Source organism: Enterobacter sp. R-1.6.2 (assembly GCF_035064085.1).
Taxonomy (GTDB): domain Bacteria; phylum Pseudomonadota; class Gammaproteobacteria; order Enterobacterales; family Enterobacteriaceae; genus Enterobacter; species Enterobacter asburiae_B.
On sequence record NZ_JASEYI010000016.1, the window covers coordinates 51,576 to 71,916 of the forward strand.

A 20,341-nucleotide genomic window follows, 5' to 3' on the forward strand; every position below is an offset into this window, starting at 1 on the left:
CTCATGCTAACGCGATTAAGCACACAAAAATAGAGCTATATTGCGCAACAGGAATGCCCCTTTTACGCTTATTCCGGGGAACGAAGGCTTACTCGCGGGTGAGCACAATTTTACCGAACGCGCCGCGGTCAAGATGTTCAAACGCCTGTTCAAGCTCGTTAAAACGATAGCGATGCTCAATCACCGGCTTCAGCCCCGTGACGTCAACAGCGCGGACAAAATCTTCCAGCGCCCGGCGGTGCCCCACGCCAATCCCCTGAATGACGGGGGATTTCAGCAGCAGTTCGCCAGCAGAGAGGGTAATCTCCGTCCCGGCGAGCACGCCAATGACGGAGATACGTCCGTGAACGGCAACGGCGCGCAGGGAATGCTTCAGGTTCTCTCCACCGACGGTTTCGATAATATGGTCGATACCGCGATCCTGCGTGAGCGCCAGCGTATTTTCAGCCCAGTCGCCTTTCAGCCGGTTGATGCCGTGGCTGGCCCCCAGCGTTTTGGCCAGCGCCAGTTTCTCATCGCTCCCCGAGGTGACAAACACCTCCGCGCCGTGCGCTTTTGCAATCTGAAGGGCGAAGATCGCCACGCCGCCCGTGCCCTGCACCAGCACCGATTGCCCGGCGCGGAGCTGGCCGCGTTCCACCAGCGCAAACCAGGCGGTAAGCCCTGCGCAGGGTAAGGTGCTGGCCTCGGCGTCATCCAGGGTCTCCGGAGAGGCCACCAGCGCGTCTTCCTTCAAAATCACATACTCGGACAGCATGCCCTGGAAGTATCCGCCGGACGTTTTATAGGGCAGATTGCGCGCGTCCGCCTGCGGCTTACCTTCGATCCACTCAGGGAAGAAGGTTGAGATGACGCGCGCGCCGGGCTGGAAGCGCGTAACACCTTCACCAATGCTGTCCACCACGCCCGCCATGTCAGACGCCGGGGTAAACGGGAAGGAAAGCGGGATCGGCATTGTGCCTTCAACAACCATTTTATCGCGATAGTTGAGCGCAACAGCATTCACCCTTACGCGCACTTCACCCGGGCCTGGCTGTAGGACGGGCGCCTGAGTCAGCTTGAGGTTCTCGCGCCCGAGGGCATCCATGGACCAGCGTTGCATTGTCTCTGTCATTTTATTTCTCCTGCCATCAGATGAGCTTTAGTCCTGACAGTCTACCGTTGACTAATGGTCGCCAGTGGCGATAAGTTTTCTCTTTATTGACGCCAGAATAGATACAATCCATGACCGATACGCTGAAGGATATTCCTGTTTTCGTGGCCGCCGTTGAGGCGGGAAGTTTCGCGCAGGCCGCGATTCGCCTGCATTTGTCACGTTCGGCGGTCGGAAAAAGCATCGCTCGCCTCGAACAGCGGCTGGAGGTACGTCTTTTTCAGCGCACCACCCGCAGCCAGAGTCTGACCGATAACGGCGCCCTTTTTTATGAACGCTGTCTGCGCGCGCTGGAGGAGATTCGGGGTGCGGAATCGCTACTTGAAACGGGGAAACAGCAGGTCAGTGGCCGCCTGCGCGTTGCCATGCCGGTGCTGTTTGGTCGCCAGTGCGTCGCCCCCTTGCTGATAGCGCTGGCGCAGGAACACCCCGGGCTTGAGCTGGAAATGTCATTCAGCGACCGCGTGGTGGATCTCGTCGAGGAAGGGTTTGATATGGCGGTGCGTAACGGCACGCTTCAGGACAGCAGCGTGCTGGTCGCCAGAAAGCTGGGAGAACACCGCATGGTGCTTTGCGCCGCGCCGGAGTATCTGTTGAAGAAAGGCCAGCCACAAAGCGTTAATGATTTATCCCAGCATACGGCCATCAACTATTTGAGCGCAGGCAGAGTGTTGTCCTGGCAGCTGATGGATAACGAAGGAACGTCGCACACCTTTACGCCCCGATCGTCACTCAATATGGATGATTTGCAGGCGATCTGCGACGCTGCGCTGGCCGGACACGGCATTGCATGGCTGCCCTGCTGGATGGTCGTCAAAGATATTCACCAGGGTAAACTCGTGCCGCTCCTGAAGCAGGCACCGGATGTGCATTTCAACGTTCATGCCGTGTGGCAGCAGACGCCGCATCTGCCGCTGAGGGTAAGAATAGCGATAGATACGCTGGCGAGCCGTTTACCGGCAGCGATGTCACTGGACCTTCCAGCGTCCATAAAAAAGCCGCGCTAAAAGCGCGGCCAGTTATCGTGCGGTATAACGACGATTAAATATCGATATTTGCCGCTTTCAGGGCGTTCTCTTCGATGAAGGCACGACGTGGTTCAACCGCATCGCCCATCAGGGTCGTGAACAGCTGGTCCGCGGCAATCGCGTCCTTAACGGTCACGCGCAGCATGCGGCGGCTTTCCGGATCCATGGTGGTTTCCCACAGCTGGTCCGGGTTCATTTCGCCCAGACCTTTATAGCGCTGGATCGCAAGACCACGACGAGACTCTTTCACCAGCCAGTCCAGCGCCTGCTCGAAGCTGGCTACCGGCTGACGACGTTCGCCACGCTCGATGAACGCATCGTCTTCGATCAGGCCGCGCAGCGTCTCGCCGAGCGTGCAGATACGACGGTATTCCGGACCGGTCACAAACTCGTGCTCCAGCGGATAGTCGGTGTCAACGCCGTGGGTACGCACGCGAATAATAGGCTCGAACTGCTTATCGGCGTTCTGCTGGATATCGCATTTCCACATGCTGCCGTGCTGCTCTTTTTCGTTCAGATCGGTCACCAGGGCATTCACCCAGCGGGTCACGGTCTGCTCGTCGCTCAGATCGGCTTCGGTCAGGGTCGGCTGATAAACCAGCTCCTTCAGCAGCGTTTTCGGATAACGGCGTTCCATACGCGTAATCATTTTCTGCGTGGCGTTGAACTCGGACACCAGACGCTCCAGCGGCTCACCGGCCAGTGCAGGGGCGTGCGAGTTCGCGTGCAGGGTCGCGCCATCAAGGGCGATCGCGATTTGGTACTGATCCATCGCTTCGTCGTCTTTAATGTACTGTTCCTGCTTGCCTTTCTTCACCTTGTACAGCGGCGGCTGTGCAATGTAGACGTGACCACGCTCAACGATTTCAGGCATCTGACGATAGAAGAAGGTCAACAGCAGCGTACGAATGTGCGAGCCGTCGACGTCCGCATCGGTCATGATGATGATGCTGTGGTAGCGCAGTTTGTCCGGGTTGTACTCATCACGGCCGATGCCGCAGCCCAGCGCGGTAATGAGCGTCGCCACTTCCTGAGAAGAGAGCATCTTGTCGAAACGGGCTTTCTCAACGTTGAGGATTTTACCCTTCAGCGGCAGGATAGCCTGGTTCTTACGGTTACGGCCCTGCTTCGCAGAACCGCCCGCGGAGTCCCCTTCCACGAGGTACAGTTCGGACAGCGCCGGGTCACGTTCCTGGCAGTCAGCCAGTTTGCCCGGCAGGCCTGCTAAGTCCAGCGCGCCTTTACGACGGGTCATTTCACGGGCCTTACGCGCCGCTTCACGGGCACGCGCCGCATCGATAATTTTACCCACAACGATTTTCGCGTCGGACGGGTTTTCCAGCAGGTATTCGCTCAGCAGTTCGTTCATCTGCTGTTCAACCGCCGATTTCACCTCGGAAGAGACCAGCTTGTCTTTGGTCTGGGAGGAGAACTTCGGATCCGGCACCTTCACGGAGACAACGGCAATCAGGCCTTCACGTGCGTCATCACCAGTGGCGCTGACTTTCGCTTTCTTGCTGTAGCCTTCTTTGTCCATGTAGGCGTTCAGGGTACGGGTCATCGCCGCACGGAAGCCTGCAAGGTGCGTACCGCCGTCACGCTGTGGAATGTTGTTGGTGAAGCAGTAGATGTTTTCCTGGAAACCGTCGTTCCACTGCAGCGCCACTTCCACGCCAATACCGTCTTTTTCGGTGGAGAAGTAGAAGATATTCGGGTGAATTGGCGTTTTGTTCTTGTTCAGATACTCAACGAACGCCTTGATACCGCCTTCGTAGTGGAAGTGGTCTTCTTTGCCGTCACGCTTGTCGCGCAGGCGAATAGAGACGCCGGAGTTCAGGAACGACAGTTCACGCAGGCGTTTCGCCAGGATGTCGTACTCGAATTCGGTGACGTTGGTGAAGGTTTCATGGCTCGGCCAGAAACGCACCATGGTACCGGTTTTGTCGGTATCGCCGGTAACGGCCAGCGGTGCCTGCGGCACGCCGTGCGTATAGAGCTGACGGTGAATTTTGCCTTCTCGCTGGATAACCAGCTCCAGCTTCTGCGACAGGGCGTTAACCACGGAGACGCCTACGCCGTGCAGGCCGCCGGAAACTTTATAGGAGTTATCGTCAAACTTACCGCCTGCGTGCAGCACGGTCATGATCACTTCCGCAGCAGAGACGCCCTCTTCCGGGTGAATACCGGTTGGGATGCCACGACCATCATCGGTGACGGAGACGGAGTTGTCCGCATGGATGGTGACCACGATGTCTTTACAGTGACCCGCGAGCGCTTCGTCGATAGCGTTATCTACCACCTCGAATACCATGTGGTGCAGACCGGTGCCGTCATCCGTGTCGCCGATATACATACCCGGGCGCTTACGCACCGCATCCAGCCCTTTCAGGACTTTGATACTGGAGGAGTCATAAGAATTCGACATCAACGTTTCTCGCTCATTTCAACTTGGGTTAATCCGTTATTTTACCCTTTTCCACGGTAAACATCTTCGAATTTTCGTCCGACATGTCTATAACGTGTTCAGCGCTAATGGCGCTGACGAAAACCTGCGACTGCGTGGCTTTTAAGCGGCTGGCAAGCAGCCCGCGCCGCGCGTCGTCAAGTTCCGAGGCAAAATCATCTATCAGGTACAGGCAGCGTCTTCCGCTCTCGCGGGTGAGAAACTCCCCCTGTGCCAGGCGCAGCGCGCACATCAGGAGCTTGAGCTGCCCGCGCGACAGCGTGTCTTCCACCGGTGCACCGTCGGCACGAATGCGGAAATCCGCCTTGTGCGGGCCGTGCGCGGTATAGGTCAACATGCGGTCGCGCTCGAAGCTTCTCTCTAACACCTCGGCATAATCCGTCTCTTTCTCCCAGCCGCGCTGGAAAGAGAAGGTGAGAGAAAACTCGGGTAAAAACTGTTTGCAGGTGTCGGCCATGTCTTCGGCGATACCTGCGCTGTATTCGGCACGCCAGTTGCTGATTTGTTCCGCGAGAGGGATTAACTCCATGTCCCACGGACGCAGCTGGGCGTAACGGGTAACCTGGCGCAGGGCAGCGTTACGCTGCTTGAGCAGACGCTTCAGGTTGCTCCAGGCGTTAAAGAAACCGGCTTCGTTGTGAAAGCATCCCCAGTCGAGGAATGCTCTTCTGTATTTGGGGCCGCCGTTGAGTAAAGTAAACCCCTCCGGCGTAATCAGCTGCATTGGCATCAGCAGCGCCAGTTCCGCCACTTTATGGCCGTCGGTGCCGTCGATGCGTACCTTACTGTCGCCCTGCTTGTCTTTGGTCAGGCCGATCGCGGTTTCCCGCTCCGCTCCCTGCAAACGCCCGTGCAGGACAAAGGATTCCTGCTCGTGGCGAATGACGCGACCAATCTGCAAACTGCGAAACGCCCGACCGTGGCCGAGCGTATAGATGGCCTCAAGCACGCTGGTTTTGCCGCTGCCGTTTGCGCCAACCAGGAAGTTAAAGCCAGGGGATAAAGCGAGATCCGCGCTTTCGATATTGCGAAAGTCGCGGATCAACAGACGGGTGAGCGACATTACAGTCTCATTGGCATGACAACATAAGCAGCCGACTGTGATGCGGCATCTTCAATCTGTACGCTTGAAACGGAGTCGGTCAGCAGAATGCGCACGTTTTCGCATTTCAGCGCATTCAGCACATCCAGCACGTAGCTGACGTTAAAGCCGATTTCCATCTCAGCGCCGGCGTAGGTGACGTCCAGAATCTCTTCTGCCTCTTCCTGCTCCGGGTTGTTAGCGGTGATTTTGATCTGGTTTTCACTCACGTACAGGCGCACGCCGCGGAATTTTTCGTTGGAGAGAATGGCCGCACGGGCAAAGGCCTGCTTGAGGCTATCGCATCCCGCTTCCAGCGTTTTGTCCGGATTCTTCGGCAATACGCGGCGATAATCCGGGAAACGACCGTCAACCAGCTTCGAAGTGAAGACAAAATCGCCCACGTGTGCGCGGATGTTGTTGCTGCCGATTTGCACGCGCAGCGGCGTGTCGCCGCCGTCGAGCATACGCATCAGCTCAATCACCCCTTTACGCGGCACGATCACCGAATGGTTTGGCAGCGCGTCGCCAATCGGCATAGAACAGACCGCCAGACGGTGGCCGTCGGTGGCTACGGTACGCAGCTCTTCACCTTCGGTTTCGAACAGCATGCCGTTTAAGTAGTAACGGACGTCTTGATGCGCCATGGAGAACTGCGTGGCTTCAATCAGACGCTTCATCGTCGCCTGCGGCAGGGTGAATTCAACTTCGCTCTGCCAGTCGTCCAGGTTCGGGAAGTCCGCAGCAGGCAGCGTGGAGAGCGAGAAACGGCTGCGGCCAGAGCGCACCAGCATACGGTCGCCTTCCAGCTGCACGGCGATTTCAGCGCCTTCCGGCAGCCCGCGGCAGATATCAAAGAATTTACGTGCCGGAACCGTGGTCGCGCCCGCGTCGTGCGGCTGCGTCAGCGTAACGCGCGCGATCATTTCCATTTCCAGATCTGTACCGGTCAGCGACAGCGTACCGTCCGCGACCTGAAGCAGCAGGTTTCCGAGAATAGGCAGCGTTGGGCGGCCACCTAATGGGCCACTCACCTGTTGCAGCGGTTTTAATAAATGTTCACGTTCAACGGTAAATTTCATAGCGTCACGATGATAATGTTCTGATTAGATTGGAAAAATCTTCTTTTATGTCGTGGCTTTCTTCGCGTAACTGCTCAATCTTGCGACAAGCGTGCAGTACGGTCGTATGGTCACGGCCACCAAACGCATCCCCGATTTCCGGCAGACTGTGGTTGGTTAACTCCTTTGCCAGCGCCATCGCCATCTGACGCGGACGCGCCACCGAGCGGGAACGACGTTTAGACAGTAAATCTGCCACTTTGATCTTGTAGTACTCAGCCACCGTCTTTTGAATATTGTCGATAGTGACCAGTTTTTCCTGTAATGCCAGCAAATCGCGCAGCGCTTCACGCACAAAATCGATGGTGATCGCACGACCGGTAAAGTTGGCATTGGCGATAACGCGGTTCAGTGCCCCTTCCAGCTCGCGCACGTTGGAGCGCAGACGCTTGGCAATGAAGAACGCCACTTCGCCCGGCAGGCGAATGTCGTTTTCATCGGCTTTCTTCATCAGGATCGCGACGCGGGTTTCCAGCTCCGGTGGCTCGATCGCCACGGTCAGGCCCCAGCCGAAGCGGGATTTCAGACGATCTTCAACGCCGTTGATCTCTTTTGGATAACGATCCGAGGTCAAAATGATCTGCTGATTGCCTTCCAGCAGGGCATTGAAGGTATGGAAAAACTCTTCCTGCGATCGTTCTTTATTCGCAAAGAACTGGATGTCATCGATGAGCAGCGCGTCAACTGAACGATAGTAGCGTTTAAACTCTTCGATCGCATTGTTTTGCAGGGCTTTTACCATGTCCTGAACGAAGCGCTCGGAGTGCATATACACCACTTTGGCATTGGGCTTGCGCGCCATAATGCCGTTACCCACCGCATGCAGCAGGTGCGTTTTACCCAGACCCGTGCCGCCATAAAGGAACAGCGGGTTGTAGGCCCCGCCGGGGTTATCAGCAACCTGACGAGCCGCCGCGCGCGCCAGCTGGTTCGACTTACCTTCAACGAAGTTATCGAACGTGTGTTTCACGTTAACGTTAGAGCGGTAGGTTGGCTCAGCCGGTGCGGGGACATTATCCCAGCCCTGACGAGCGGGTGCGACGCGAGGGGCCGGAGCAGGCGCGGCCTGAGCGGGCGCTGCTACGTTCACGGTTTCACGAACGGTTTGGGTGACCGGCTTTGTGCCCACTTCAAAGCGCAGCTGCGGGGCATCTGACCCGCAGAAATCGTTCAGCAGTCCATTGATGTTATTAAGGTACTTATCCCTTACCCAATCGAGCACAAAACGGTTTGGCGCATACAAAGCCAGCGTGTTATCGCTCAGTTCCGCCTGCAACGGGCGGATCCACATACTGAATTCTGTGGCTGGTAACTCATCCTGCAATCGGGCAAGACACTGCTGCCAAAGCGAAAGTGACACGGCGGACTCCACTCGAACAATAAAAGAAAACTATTGAATATTCATGATTGTTGGCGCACATCGACATGACCCAATGAGGGTGATGTGCGAACCGCTATCTGCGGTTATACACTTCATCGTTCAAGCCGTCTCTGCGTTGGCTGCACTCGCTCGCCCCAGTCACGTACTTGTGTACGCTCCAGGGGACTCGCTCCTTTGCCGCCTTGATACAGCGTGAACGATTTTGTGTCATACCCGGCCAGGATCGCTGGATCCCGATCGGGACCGCGGATCATAGCCTAAACTGAGCCAGAGATCTTCTGTTTCTCACAGATTCTTCCCGATTTATCCACAGGAAGATCCGGAACCGGATAAGTGTAAACGATCCTGGCGCCAGTGCCCCACGATTTAGTCCGCATATTGGAAAAATTAATGAGCACAGACAATTTATTGCTTAAATGATCTAACGAAGATCCGGGACGATCCTTGCGCTTTGTTGGCGAGGCCGTATAATCCTCGACCCGGCGCGTGATGCTCATCTTCCTGCGTCGTCCGTTGCTCATTTTCCACGCGAAAACGTGCGGAAATACGCGGGAAATAAGGAAAGAGAATTGACTCCGGAGTGTACAATTATTACAATCCGGCCTCTTTAATCACCCACGCTGAGGCGTTAGTCGTTCGAAACTCGTTCGGGTATACGCAAAAGTCAGTGAATTTATTCAAGTTTAGGTAGAAATCGCCATGAAACGCACTTTTCAACCGTCTGTACTGAAGCGCAACCGTTCTCACGGCTTCCGTGCTCGTATGGCTACTAAAAATGGTCGTCAGGTTCTGGCACGTCGTCGTGCTAAAGGCCGCGCTCGTCTGACCGTTTCCAAGTAATAAAGCTAACCCCTGAGTGGTTAAGCTAGCATTTCCCAGGGAGTTACGTTTGTTAACTCCCGCTCATTTCACTTTCGTCTTCCAGCAGCCACTACGGGCTGGCACGCCGCAAATCACCATCCTCGGCCGCCAAAATTCGCTGGGGCATCCCCGCATCGGTCTCACAGTCGCCAAGAAAAATGTTAAGCGTGCGCATGAACGCAATCGGATTAAACGTCTGACGCGTGAAAGCTTCCGTTTACGTCAGCACGAACTGCCTTCAATGGATTTCGTGGTGGTGGCGAAGAAAGGGGTTGCCGACCTCGATAACCGTGCTCTCTCGGAAGCGTTGGAAAAATTATGGCGCCGCCACTGTCGCCTGGCTCACGGGTCCTGATAGCCCTCATTCGGGTCTATCAACGCCTGATTAGTCCGCTACTCGGGCCGCACTGCCGTTTCACACCAACATGCTCAAGCTACGGAATTGAGGCATTGCGCAGGTTTGGAGTGATAAAAGGCAGTTGGTTGACGGTGAAACGCGTATTAAAATGCCACCCTTTACACCCCGGTGGAGACGACCCCGTCCCCCCAGGACCCTTTGATACCAGAGAACACTAACGATGGATTCGCAACGCAATCTTCTTATCATCGCTTTGTTGTTCGTGTCTTTCATGATCTGGCAGGCATGGGAGCAGGATAAAAATCCTCAACCCCAGCAGCAGACCACGCAGACTACGACCACCGCAGCGGGTAGCGCCGCCGACCAGGGCGTACCGGCCAGTGGCCAGGGGAAACAGATTACGGTTAAGACCGATGTGCTTGAGCTGACAATCAACACCCGTGGTGGTGATGTTGAGCAGGCGCTGCTGTTGACCTACCCGAAAGAGCTGAAGTCTAACGAACCGTTCCAGTTACTGGAAACCACGCCTGAGTTTATCTACCAGGCGCAGAGCGGCCTGACCGGTCGTGATGGCCCGGATAACCCGGCTAACGGTGCGCGTCCACTGTATAACGTCGAGAGCGACACCTTTGTACTGGCTGATGGTCAGAACGAACTCGCGATCCCGATGACGTACACCGACGCCGCAGGCAACACCTTCACTAAAACCTTCACCCTGAAACGCGGTGAATATGCGGTGAACGTGGGCTACAGCGTACAGAACGCCAGTGCGAAACCGCTGGAACTGTCGACCTTTGGCCAGCTGAAGCAGTCCATCAATCTGCCGTCTCACCGTGACACCGGAAGCAGCAACTTTGCGCTGCATACCTTCCGTGGCGCGGCGTACTCCACGCCAGACGCGAAGTATGAGAAATACAAATTCGACACCATTGCCGATAACGAAAACCTGAACGTCAGCGCTAAAGGCGGTTGGGTGGCAATGCTGCAGCAGTATTTCGCTACTGCGTGGGTGCCAAATAACGACGGTACCAACAACTTCTACACCGCGAACCTGGGTAACGGTCTTGCAGCCATCGGCTACAAATCTCAGCCGGTTCTGGTTCAGCCGGGTCAAACCGGTAAGATGGCAAGCACCCTGTGGGTCGGCCCGGAAATTCAGGACAAAATGGCCGCTGTTGCGCCGCACCTGGATCTGACCGTTGATTACGGCTGGTTGTGGTTCATCTCTCAGCCGCTGTTTAAGCTGCTGAAGTTCATCCACAGCTTCCTGGGTAACTGGGGCTTCTCCATCATCGTTATTACCTTCATCGTTCGTGGCATCATGTACCCGCTGACTAAAGCGCAGTACACCTCCATGGCGAAGATGCGTATGCTGCAGCCGAAGATTGCGGCGATGCGTGAGCGTCTGGGCGATGACAAACAGCGTCAGAGCCAGGAAATGATGGCCCTGTATAAAGCAGAGAAAGTAAACCCACTGGGTGGTTGCTTCCCGCTGCTGATTCAGATGCCAATCTTCCTTGCGCTGTACTACATGCTGATGGGTTCCGTTGAGCTGCGCCACGCGCCGTTCGCACTGTGGATCCATGACCTGTCCGCACAGGACCCGTACTACATCCTGCCGATCCTGATGGGCGTGACGATGTTCTTCATCCAGAAGATGTCGCCGACCACCGTGACCGACCCGATGCAGCAGAAGATCATGACCTTTATGCCGGTCATCTTCACCGTGTTCTTCCTGTGGTTCCCGTCAGGTCTGGTGCTGTACTATATCGTCAGCAACCTGGTGACCATCATCCAGCAGCAGCTGATTTATCGTGGTCTGGAAAAACGTGGCCTGCATAGCCGCGAAAAGAAAAAGTCCTGATTCGGTAAGTTAACGCTAAAATAAGGGCGGTCGATTGACCGCCTTTTTTATTTGTATTGAACGAGACCAACCATGAGCCATAACGACACTATCGTCGCCCAGGCAACCCCACCGGGACGCGGTGGTGTAGGCATTCTGCGCATCTCCGGCCTGAAGGCGCGCGAGGTGGCCGAAGCGGTGCTGGGTAAACTGCCAAAGCCGCGCTACGCTGATTACCTGCCGTTTAAAGATACCGACGGCACGCCGCTGGACCAGGGCATTGCGCTGTGGTTCCCTGGCCCGAACTCCTTTACCGGCGAAGACGTGCTGGAGCTGCAGGGCCACGGCGGCCCGGTTATCCTCGACCTGCTGTTAAAACGTATTCTGACCCTGCCGGGCCTGCGCATTGCGAAGCCGGGCGAGTTCTCCGAGCGTGCCTTCCTCAACGACAAGCTCGACCTGGCGCAGGCAGAAGCGATTGCAGACCTGATCGACGCCAGTTCTGAACAGGCGGCCCGCTCCGCCCTGAACTCGCTGCAGGGGGCATTCTCCGCGCGCGTAAATCACCTTGTGGAAGCACTTACTCACCTGCGGATCTACGTGGAAGCGGCTATCGACTTCCCGGATGAGGAGATCGACTTCCTCTCTGACGGTAAAATCGAAGCGCAGCTCAACCAGGTAATGAACGATCTCGACGCCGTGCGCGCCGAAGCGCGCCAGGGAAGCCTGCTGCGTGAAGGGATGAAGGTCGTTATCGCCGGACGTCCTAACGCCGGGAAATCGAGCCTGCTGAACGCCCTGGCGGGCCGTGAAGCGGCGATCGTCACCGACATTGCCGGCACCACCCGCGACGTGCTGCGCGAGCATATCCACATCGACGGGATGCCGCTGCATATTATCGACACAGCGGGCCTGCGCGAAGCCAGCGACGAAGTTGAACGCATCGGTATCGAACGCGCCTGGCAGGAGATCGAACAGGCTGACCGCGTGCTGTTTATGGTGGACGGCACCACGACCGACGCCGTTGACCCGGCAGAAATCTGGCCAGACTTTATCGCCCGTCTGCCGGCGAAACTGCCCATCACCGTGGTACGCAACAAAGCGGACGTCACCGGCGAAACGCTGGGCATCAGCGATGTGAATGGTCACTCACTGATTCGCCTGTCGGCGCGTACCGGTGAAGGCGTTGACGACCTGCGTAACCATCTCAAGCAGAGCATGGGCTTTGATACCAGCATGGAAGGCGGCTTCCTCGCGCGTCGTCGTCACCTGCAGGCGCTGGAAGAGGCGGCGAACCACCTTGTTCAGGGTAAAGCGCAGCTGATCGGCGCATGGGCGGGCGAACTGCTGGCGGAAGAGCTGCGCCTGGCACAGCAGAATCTGAGCGAAATCACCGGGGAGTTTACATCGGACGATCTGCTGGGACGGATCTTCTCAAGCTTCTGTATTGGTAAGTAATTCCCGCTAATCCATGGTGATTTCCTCCCGGGAAATCACCATTGTCCAAATGGCAACTCGCCTAATCTCTTTTCACCCCCTATCCTGCATGCCTGCATCTATGGGGGGTTTATGGCGCGTTTTCTGTTTTGTAGTTTCGCATTAGTTCTGCTTTATCCGTCCGGCATTGATATGTATCTGGTGGGATTGCCGCACATCGCCCGCGATCTGGGCGCCAGCGAAGCGCAGCTGCACATCGCGTTTTCGGCCTACCTCGCGGGGATGGCGTCGTCGATGGTCTTTGCCGGGAAGATCGCGGATAAGGCAGGCCGTCAGCCCGTCGCGATAACCGGCGCCATCATTTTTGCCCTGGCCTCTCTGCTCTGCTCACAGGCGCAAAACAGCACCTTGTTCCTGGCCGGACGGTTTATTCAGGGCATTGGAGCCGGTGGCTGCTACGTCGTCGCGTTTGCCATTTTGCGCGACACCTTAAGCGCCCAGCGTCGCGCCAAAGTGCTTTCGATGCTGAACGGTATTACCTGCATCATCCCGGTGCTGGCCCCGGTCGTGGGATATCTGATCATGCTGAAATTCCCGTGGCAGAGCCTGTTCTGGACCATGGCGGCGATGGGCGCGCTGGTGTTTGTCCTGTCCATCGCCGTGCTGAAAGAGACCCACCCGGGCTCGCAGAATACCGGTCATACCGCAGCCATTCACCCAGCCGAGAAGCTGCTTAACCGCTTTTTTCTCAGTCGTCTGGCCGTGACCACGTTAAGCGTGGCGGTGATCCTGACCTATGTAAACGTTTCCCCGGTTTTACTGATGGAAACCATGGGCTTCGATCGGGGTGAGTATTCAACGGTGATGGCATTAACCGCCATGGTCAGTATGGCAGTGTCGTTTTCTACCCCGTTTGCGCTAAATGTTTTTAGCCAGCGTACGTTGATGCTGACCTCACAGGTTTTATTCCTCACGGCAGGCGCGATCCTGGCAACCGCCAGCTCGCATGCGGTAATGCTGGCCGGCATTACCCTCATTTGCGCCGGGTTCTCGGTTGGCTTTGGCGTGGCGATGAGTCAGGCGCTTGGTCCCTTCTCGCTGCGGGCAGGCGTAGCAAGCTCGGTGCTGGGAATTGCGCAGGTCTGCGGCTCGTCGCTGTGGATTTGGCTGGCGGCGGTCATCGGGCTTAACGCGCTGAATATGCTGATCGGGGTTCTGATTGGCTGTAGCATACTGTGCATCACCTTACTTATGGTCATCCAGCCCGCGGCGCATTATGAAGAAGCCCATCAGCAGTCTCGATCTTAACCTGTTGCTGTGCCTGCAGCTTTTGCTGCAGGAGCGCAGCGTCACCAAAGCGGCGAAACGGATGAACGTGACGCCGTCTGCGGTGAGTAAATCGCTGGCCAAGCTGCGTGACTGGTTTGACGACCCGCTGTTTGTCAAAACGCCGTTGGGGCTGCTGCCGACCCCGCTGACGGTAAGCCTGGAGCAGGATTTGGCTGACTGGATGCAAATAGGCAACCAGATCCTCGATAAATTCCACCATGATTCCCCGGGCGGGCTAACGTTCGTGCTGGCCGCCGAAACGCCATTGATGCTGATCCGCTTTAACGCCCTGCTGGAGCAGGTGAACCAGCGCTATCCGCAGGCTACGGTGAAGATGCGTCACTGGGATTACGACTCGCTGGACGCCATTACGCGTGGAGAGGTGGATCTGGGATTCACCGGACGCGAAACGCACCCGCGCTCGCGTGAATTGCTGAAGCTAATGCCGTGGTTCATCGACTATGAAATCCTGTTCAGCGACCGTCCGTGCGTGTATCTGCGTGAGGATCATCCCGCGCTACAGGACGAATGGAACCTCGAGACCTTCCTGCGCTACCCGCACATCAGCATCTTCTGGGAACGCAGCGACACCTGGGCGCTGGACGAAGTGCTAAAGGAGATGGGTCGGGAGAGAAACATTGCCATGTGCGTACCGGGCTTTGAGCAGTCGATGTTTATGGCAGCCCAGCCCGGGCATAGCTATATCGCCACGGCTCCGCACTACTGCCATCACTACAATCAACTCCACCAGCGGAAGCTGATCGCGCTGCCCATTCCCATTGACGAAGTGCAGGCTGAAAAGCTTACCGTTCCCTTCACGCTGATCTGGCATAAACGAAACAGCCATAATCCAAAAATCCTCTGGCTGCGGGAAACCATCAAGGCGCTGTACGGTGCCAGCGATCCAATTTTTGCCTAAGAAAATGTAAAGTTCGGTCCTGAGGCTTCTCTTACTCCCATTTACTGATTAAAACAGGAGTCAAGTTAAGCGATAATCATGTAACCGTTTAACCGATTACGACCATTATCAAGGAGCGAAAAATGGCTACGCACTTTGCAAGAGGGATACTTACGGAAGGACGTCTCGTATCGGCAAGAATTTCTTCAGCCTGTCACAGTGAAGCACTCACTCTCCCGGAACACCGCAGAACGCGGTTTTTAGCGTCCAGAGCGCTTCTGGCAGAACTGATGTTTATGCTGTACGGCACCAGCGAGCTGCCGGACATCATTACCCAACCCGAAGGCCGCCCGGTCTTTGCCGGCCCGGACCTCCCTCGTTTTTCGATTGCCTACGCGGGCAATATCATTGGCGTCGCGCTGACCACCGAAGGGGATTGTGGACTGGATATGGAACTTCAGCGCGCGACGCGCAGCTTCCATGGCGGTAATGCGCATGAAGACTATCCGCTCTCCAGCAATGAGAAGCTGTGGGTACGCAACCAGAACGATCCTGTCGAAGCCCGAGCCCAGCTCATTACCTTGCGCCAGAGCATTCGCAAGCTCTGTGGATGCGCCTCAGACGACGCCAGCCTGCTGCAACTGCTTCCAGGTTCCGGACGTCTGCGTGCCGCTCAGGCCACGCTGGTAGAGGCGCTCAGCGACGCAGAGGATGTGCTGATTTGGTCCATTGCGGTTACCCCCGCCATCGAACGCATGAAAATCTGGGAATTTGACAGCCAACAGGGATGGCGTAGCCTTCCTGATGTGCCCGAGCGCGCCAACGAGCCCGCCGCACGCCTGATGCGTTTAACCAGTTTACCGGCAGAAAAAGCATTCACCCTTAGCTGATCCGATCAGGGTCATCATGATGAAACAGGAGTAATCATGTCTGATACGTTGAAAGTAGTTACGTTACTGGGAAGCCTGCGCAAAGGTTCATTTAACGGGATGGTTGCCCGCACGCTGCCAAAGCTGGCACCGGCAGGAATGGACATTAGCGCCCTGCCGTCTATTGGCGATATTCCGCTGTATGACGCTGACGTACAGCAGGAAGAGGGTTTTCCGCAGAGCGTTGAGGCGCTGGCAGAGCAGATCCGCCAGGCCGACGGCGTGGTCATCGTCACGCCAGAGTACAACTATTCGGTTCCGGGTGGCCTGAAGAATGCCATCGACTGGCTGTCCCGTTTACCTGAGCAGCCGCTGGCAGGCAAACCGGTGCTGATCCAGACCAGCTCAATGGGCGCCATTGGCGGCGCGCGCTGCCAGTATCATCTGCGCCAGATCCTGGTGTTCCTGGATGCGATGGTCATGAACAAGCCGGAATTTATGGGTGGTGTGATTCAGAACAAGGTCGACCCGCAAACGGGTGAAGTGGTGGATCAGAGCACGCGCGATCATCTGTCTGGCCAGCTGACGGCGTTTGGGGATTATATTAAGCGGGTGAAGGCTTAAGCTTATTGCAGCCTGATGCCCTCACCCTAACCCTCTCCCACAGGGAGAGGGAACTTTGCCCGTAGGTCAGGTAAGCGAAGCGCCACCTGACACCACCAGCATCTTAGTGTGCATCAATAAACACAATCTTCAGCACAAACAGCAGCGCCACAACGATGACGCACGGGCTGAGGTCGCGGAAGCGGCCGGTACCGATCTTCATTACGCAGTAAGAGATAAAGCCCAGCGCGATACCTTCGGTAATCGAGAAGCTGAACGGCATCATCACGGCGGTAATAAACGCCGGCACCGCTTCGGTTAAATCATCCCACTTCACGCGTGACAGGCTGGAGGTCATCAGCACACCCACATAGATCAGCGCGCCGGCTGCCGCATACGGAGGAACCATACCCGCCAGCGGAGAGAGGAAGATCACCAGCAGGAACAGAATACCCACAACCACCGCCGTCAGGCCGGTACGGCCGCCCACGGACACGCCGGAAGACGATTCAATGTACGCGGTAACGGACGAGGTTCCGATAAAAGCACCGGTCACAGAGGAGACGCTGTCCACAAACAGCGCCTGCTTCATGCGCGGGAATTTCCCTTTTTCATCCGCCAGGCCCGCTTTATCGGTCACGCCAATCAGCGTGCCGGAGGAGTCAAACAGGTTGACCAGCATGAAGGAGAAAATCACGCCAGCCAGGCCCAGGTTCAGGGAACCCGCCAGATCGACGTGACCAATCACGGTAGATACGCTCGGTGGCGCGGAGACGATACCGTTATAGTGAACGTCGCCCAGCATCCAGCCCAGCAGGGTGGTGACAACGATGGACACCAGCACCGCCGCGTGAATATTACGGGAAGCCAGGATCGCGATGATAAAGAAGCCCAGCACGCCCAGCAGCACGTTATGAGAGGTCAGGTGACCGATGCTCACCAGCGTGTCCGGGTTAGCCACGATAACGCCGGCGTTTTTCAGCCCCATCATACCGATGAACAGACCGATACCGCTGGTGATGCCCACGCGCAGGCTCACGGGAATGTTTGCAATCATCCAGTAACGCACGCGGAAAATGGTCAGCAGCAGCAGGCCAACCGCGCCCCAGAAGATGGCGCCCATGCCAACCTGCCACGGCAGCCCCATCGCCTGAACAACCACGAACGCGAAGAACGCATTCAGGCCCATCGCCGGTGCCAGCGCAACCGGCAGGTTAGCGAACACACCCATCAGGATGCTGCCAAGGGCCGCGATCAGACAGGTTGTAACGAAGACGGCGCTGGTATCCATGCCAGCAACGCCCAGAATTTGAGGGTTCACAAAAACGATATAGACCATCGTCAGGAAGGTGGTGAAACCAGCGATCACTTCGGTGCGTGCCGTTGTGCCGTGCTCGCGCAGTTTAAAAACGCGCTCAAGCAGACCCTGACCAGATGTCTGGGTAGTGTGTTGTTGACTCATCATCAATTCCGAACAAGGAGGGAAAATTCGTCGCTATCCTATACCAAAATGCGACAATAGTGGCGGTTACGTGATACTTTTTTCATTGATTTTGCTTATACGGCAACGATTGCGTGCCGGCGAACTGCCGTACGTAAACGTTAAACTTGTTAAAAGGGAAAGGCATGTCCGGAATTGAAGCGGTATTTTTCGACTGCGACGGTACGCTGGTCGACAGTGAGGTCATTTGTTCCCGCGCGTATGTCACCATGTTCCAGGAATTTGGCATTACGCTGGAACTCGAAGAGGTGTTTAAACGCTTTAAGGGCGTAAAGCTCTACGAGATCATCGACATCATTAACGAAGAACACGGAGTGGATCTGGCGAAAGCCGATCTGGAACCGGTGTACCGCGCCGAGGTCGCACGCCTGTTCGACTCCGAGCTGGAGGTTATCTCCGGGGCTAACGCGTTGCTGGATGCGATGACGGTGCCAGTCTGCGTCGTTTCTAACGGCCCGGTCAGCAAAATGCAGCACTCGCTGGGCAAGCTTGAGATGTTGCACCATTTCCCGGAAAAACTGTTCAGCGGCTACGATATCCAGCGCTGGAAGCCAGACCCGGCGCTGATGTTCCATGCGGCAAAAGCGATGAACGTCAACGTAGAGAACTGTATTCTGGTGGATGACTCGTCTGCGGGCGCGCAGTCGGGGATTGATGCGGGGATGGAGGTGTTTTACTTCTGCGCCGACCCGCACAACAAGCCGATCGTTCATCCCAACGTGACGACCTTTACCGATCTGGCGCAGCTGCCAGCGCTGTGGAAGGCGCGCGGGTGGGATATTACTCGCTGAGTTTTCCCCTCACCCCGACCCTCTCCCCTGGGGAGAGGGTTAGGGTGAGGGTAAAATCACTCTTTCGGATCTTTACCCGCCAGCAGCTTGTCCAGCTCGTCGCCGCCCACGTGACGGAAGTCCTGACCTTTAACGAAGTAGAAGATGTATTCGCAAATGTTCTGGCAGCGGTCGCCGATACGCTCAATAGAGCGCGCGCAGAACAGGGCGGTCAGTACGCTTGGGATCGTACGTGAATCTTCCATCATGTAGGTCATCAGCTGACGCACGATGCCTTCATACTCCTGGTCGACCTTCTTGTCTTCACGGTAGATACGCACCGCTTCGTCCAGGTCCATACGCGCAAAAGCATCCAGCACATCGTGCAGCATCTGCACGGTGTGGCGGCCCAGCGACTCCAGGCTCACCAGCAGCGGCTGGTGCTGCTGAGAAAACTTCTCCAGCGCGGTACGGCAGATTTTATCCGCAACGTCACCAATACGCTCCAGCTCGGCGATGGTTTTGATGATCGCCATCACCAGACGCAGGTCGCTCGCCGTCGGCTGACGTTTCGCGATAATACGCACGCAGGCCTCGTCGATAGCGACTTCCATCATGTTGACGTTTTTATCGCCTTCAATGACGCGCTTCGCCAGCTCGCTGTCCTGGTTGTGCATTGCCGTAATCGCATCAGAAAGCTGCTGCTCGACCATGCCGCCCATGGTCATTACCTGGGTGCGAATGCTTTCCAGCTCTGCGTTGAACTGGCCGGAAATGTGTTTATTAAGATTGAGGTTGTCCATGGTTTCTCCACATGCACTAAGGCAAATCAACCGTAGCGGCCAGTAATATAATCTTCGGTTTGTTTCTTCGCGGGCCTGGTGAACAGCGCGTCCGTATCGCTGAACTCAATCAACTCGCCCAGGTACATAAACGCCGTGTGATCGGAACAACGTGCAGCCTGCTGCATGTTATGGGTCACGATAACCACGGTGTAATCCTGCTTCAGCTCGGTGATCAGCTCTTCAATACGGCCGGTTGAGATCGGGTCCAGCGCTGAACACGGCTCATCCAGCAGCAACACTTCCGGGCGAATAGCAATACCGCGCGCAATGCACAGACGCTGCTGCTGACCACCGGAGAGAGAGTAACCGCTCTGGTGCAACTTATCTTTGGTTTCGTTCCATAATGCGGCCTTGGTCAAAGCCCACTGCACGCGCTCGTCCATATCGGCACGGGAGAGTTTTTCAAACAGACGCACGCCAAAGGCGATGTTGTCATAAATGGACATCGGGAACGGCGTTGGTTTCTGGAACACCATCCCCACTTTGGCGCGCAGCAGGGCGATATCCTGCGCCTGGGTCAGAATGTTTTCACCGTCCAGGATGATTTCACCCTCAGCGCGCTGCTCCGGATAGAGCGAATACATTTTGTTAAAGGTACGCAGCAGCGTGGATTTCCCACAGCCGGACGGACCGATAAATGCCGTGACCTGGTTCTTCGCGATATCCAGGTTGATGTTCTTCAGGGCATGGAATTTGCCGTAGTAGAAGTTCAAATCACGAACCTGAATCTTACCCGGGGCAGTATCAACCATACTCATTGACTCATTTCCTCATTCGGCGCCGCGAGCTGCCGCGCCGT

General features: G+C 56.3%; 19 protein-coding genes. 11 read left to right on the forward strand and 8 right to left on the reverse strand.

Annotated features, from left to right (window positions below; all coding sequences use genetic code 11):
- Positions 1 to 88: 88 nt before the first annotated feature.
- Entirely contained in the window at positions 89 to 1,114 is a 1,026-nt protein-coding gene (locus QMN93_RS17220; protein ID WP_182382855.1) for an NAD(P)-dependent alcohol dehydrogenase, read from the reverse strand.
- Between the two features lie 110 nt (positions 1,115 to 1,224).
- On the opposite strand from QMN93_RS17220, the gene QMN93_RS17225 reads away from it, so the two are divergent.
- Positions 1,225 to 2,160 (forward strand): LysR family transcriptional regulator, encoded by a 936-nt coding sequence (locus QMN93_RS17225; protein WP_193140278.1) that lies wholly within the window; start codon positions 1,225 to 1,227, stop codon positions 2,158 to 2,160.
- A gap of 34 nt (positions 2,161 to 2,194) precedes the next feature.
- Here the strand turns inward: QMN93_RS17225 and gyrB are convergent, their stop codons facing one another.
- The 4 genes from gyrB to dnaA are packed head-to-tail and all read right to left on the reverse strand — an operon-like array spanning position 2,195 to position 8,207.
- Entirely contained in the window at positions 2,195 to 4,606 is a 2,412-nt protein-coding gene (gene gyrB, locus QMN93_RS17230; RefSeq protein WP_023333933.1) for a DNA topoisomerase (ATP-hydrolyzing) subunit B, read from the reverse strand.
- A 28-nt stretch (positions 4,607 to 4,634) separates the two neighbouring features.
- Positions 4,635 to 5,708, reverse strand: a complete 1,074-nt coding sequence (gene recF / locus QMN93_RS17235) for a DNA replication/repair protein RecF (RefSeq protein WP_023309805.1) — start codon at positions 5,706 to 5,708, stop codon at positions 4,635 to 4,637.
- Complete coding sequence (dnaN, locus tag QMN93_RS17240; RefSeq protein ID WP_014830028.1) at positions 5,708 to 6,808, reverse strand: DNA polymerase III subunit beta; 1,101 nt, start codon at positions 6,806 to 6,808, stop codon at positions 5,708 to 5,710. Before dnaN ends, recF begins: the two co-directional genes overlap by 1 nt.
- Before the next feature lie 4 nt (positions 6,809 to 6,812).
- Positions 6,813 to 8,207 (reverse strand): chromosomal replication initiator protein DnaA, encoded by a 1,395-nt coding sequence (gene dnaA, locus QMN93_RS17245; protein WP_010426558.1) that lies wholly within the window; start codon positions 8,205 to 8,207, stop codon positions 6,813 to 6,815.
- 720 nt (positions 8,208 to 8,927) lie between these two features.
- Between dnaA and rpmH the strand changes: the two genes are divergently transcribed.
- The 9 genes from rpmH (at position 8,928) to QMN93_RS17290 (ending at position 16,447) form a co-directional block, all read left to right on the forward strand.
- Entirely contained in the window at positions 8,928 to 9,068 is a 141-nt protein-coding gene (rpmH, locus tag QMN93_RS17250; protein WP_000831330.1) for a 50S ribosomal protein L34, read from the forward strand.
- 16 nt (positions 9,069 to 9,084) lie between these two features.
- The gene (gene rnpA / locus QMN93_RS17255) at positions 9,085 to 9,444 is read left to right on the forward strand and encodes a ribonuclease P protein component (protein WP_032640303.1); all 360 of its coding nucleotides are present in this window, start codon (positions 9,085 to 9,087) and stop codon (positions 9,442 to 9,444) included.
- Positions 9,408 to 9,665: a membrane protein insertion efficiency factor YidD gene (gene yidD, locus QMN93_RS17260; protein ID WP_001307474.1), complete on the forward strand. Its 258-nt coding sequence runs from the start codon at positions 9,408 to 9,410 to the stop codon at positions 9,663 to 9,665. Before rnpA ends, yidD begins: the two co-directional genes overlap by 37 nt.
- A gap of 2 nt (positions 9,666 to 9,667) precedes the next feature.
- On the forward strand, positions 9,668 to 11,311 hold the full coding sequence (gene yidC, locus QMN93_RS17265) for a membrane protein insertase YidC (protein WP_064673022.1): 1,644 nt from the start codon (positions 9,668 to 9,670) through the stop codon (positions 11,309 to 11,311).
- 72 nt (positions 11,312 to 11,383) lie between these two features.
- Positions 11,384 to 12,748: a tRNA uridine-5-carboxymethylaminomethyl(34) synthesis GTPase MnmE gene (mnmE, locus tag QMN93_RS17270; RefSeq protein WP_064673021.1), complete on the forward strand. Its 1,365-nt coding sequence runs from the start codon at positions 11,384 to 11,386 to the stop codon at positions 12,746 to 12,748.
- A gap of 111 nt (positions 12,749 to 12,859) precedes the next feature.
- A complete protein-coding gene (locus QMN93_RS17275; protein ID WP_064673020.1) occupies positions 12,860 to 14,035 on the forward strand; it encodes an MFS transporter in 1,176 nt (391 codons plus the stop codon).
- Entirely contained in the window at positions 14,004 to 14,975 is a 972-nt protein-coding gene (gene yidZ, locus QMN93_RS17280) for an HTH-type transcriptional regulator YidZ (protein WP_064673019.1), read from the forward strand. Before QMN93_RS17275 ends, yidZ begins: the two co-directional genes overlap by 32 nt.
- A gap of 122 nt (positions 14,976 to 15,097) precedes the next feature.
- Positions 15,098 to 15,844, forward strand: a complete 747-nt coding sequence (locus QMN93_RS17285; RefSeq protein ID WP_064673018.1) for a 4'-phosphopantetheinyl transferase superfamily protein — start codon at positions 15,098 to 15,100, stop codon at positions 15,842 to 15,844.
- Between the two features lie 36 nt (positions 15,845 to 15,880).
- Positions 15,881 to 16,447 (forward strand): NADPH-dependent FMN reductase, encoded by a 567-nt coding sequence (locus QMN93_RS17290; protein ID WP_182382856.1) that lies wholly within the window; start codon positions 15,881 to 15,883, stop codon positions 16,445 to 16,447.
- Positions 16,448 to 16,550: 103 nt separating this feature from the next.
- Here QMN93_RS17290 and adeP read toward each other — a convergent pair whose 3' ends face one another.
- Positions 16,551 to 17,888, reverse strand: coding sequence for an adenine permease AdeP (adeP, locus tag QMN93_RS17295; RefSeq protein ID WP_147429993.1), 1,338 nt, complete (start codon positions 17,886 to 17,888; stop codon positions 16,551 to 16,553).
- 164 nt (positions 17,889 to 18,052) lie between these two features.
- On the opposite strand from adeP, the gene yieH reads away from it, so the two are divergent.
- Positions 18,053 to 18,718 (forward strand): 6-phosphogluconate phosphatase, encoded by a 666-nt coding sequence (yieH, locus tag QMN93_RS17300; RefSeq protein ID WP_064673016.1) that lies wholly within the window; start codon positions 18,053 to 18,055, stop codon positions 18,716 to 18,718.
- Positions 18,719 to 18,774: 56 nt separating this feature from the next.
- On the opposite strand, the gene phoU is transcribed toward yieH, so the two are convergent.
- The gene (gene phoU / locus QMN93_RS17305) at positions 18,775 to 19,500 is read right to left on the reverse strand and encodes a phosphate signaling complex protein PhoU (protein ID WP_008500182.1); all 726 of its coding nucleotides are present in this window, start codon (positions 19,498 to 19,500) and stop codon (positions 18,775 to 18,777) included.
- A gap of 26 nt (positions 19,501 to 19,526) precedes the next feature.
- Positions 19,527 to 20,300 carry a phosphate ABC transporter ATP-binding protein PstB gene (pstB, locus tag QMN93_RS17310; protein ID WP_010426574.1) on the reverse strand — a complete coding sequence of 258 codons (774 nt, stop codon included), beginning with the start codon at positions 20,298 to 20,300 and terminating at the stop codon, positions 19,527 to 19,529.
- Positions 20,301 to 20,341: the final 41 nt, after the last annotated feature.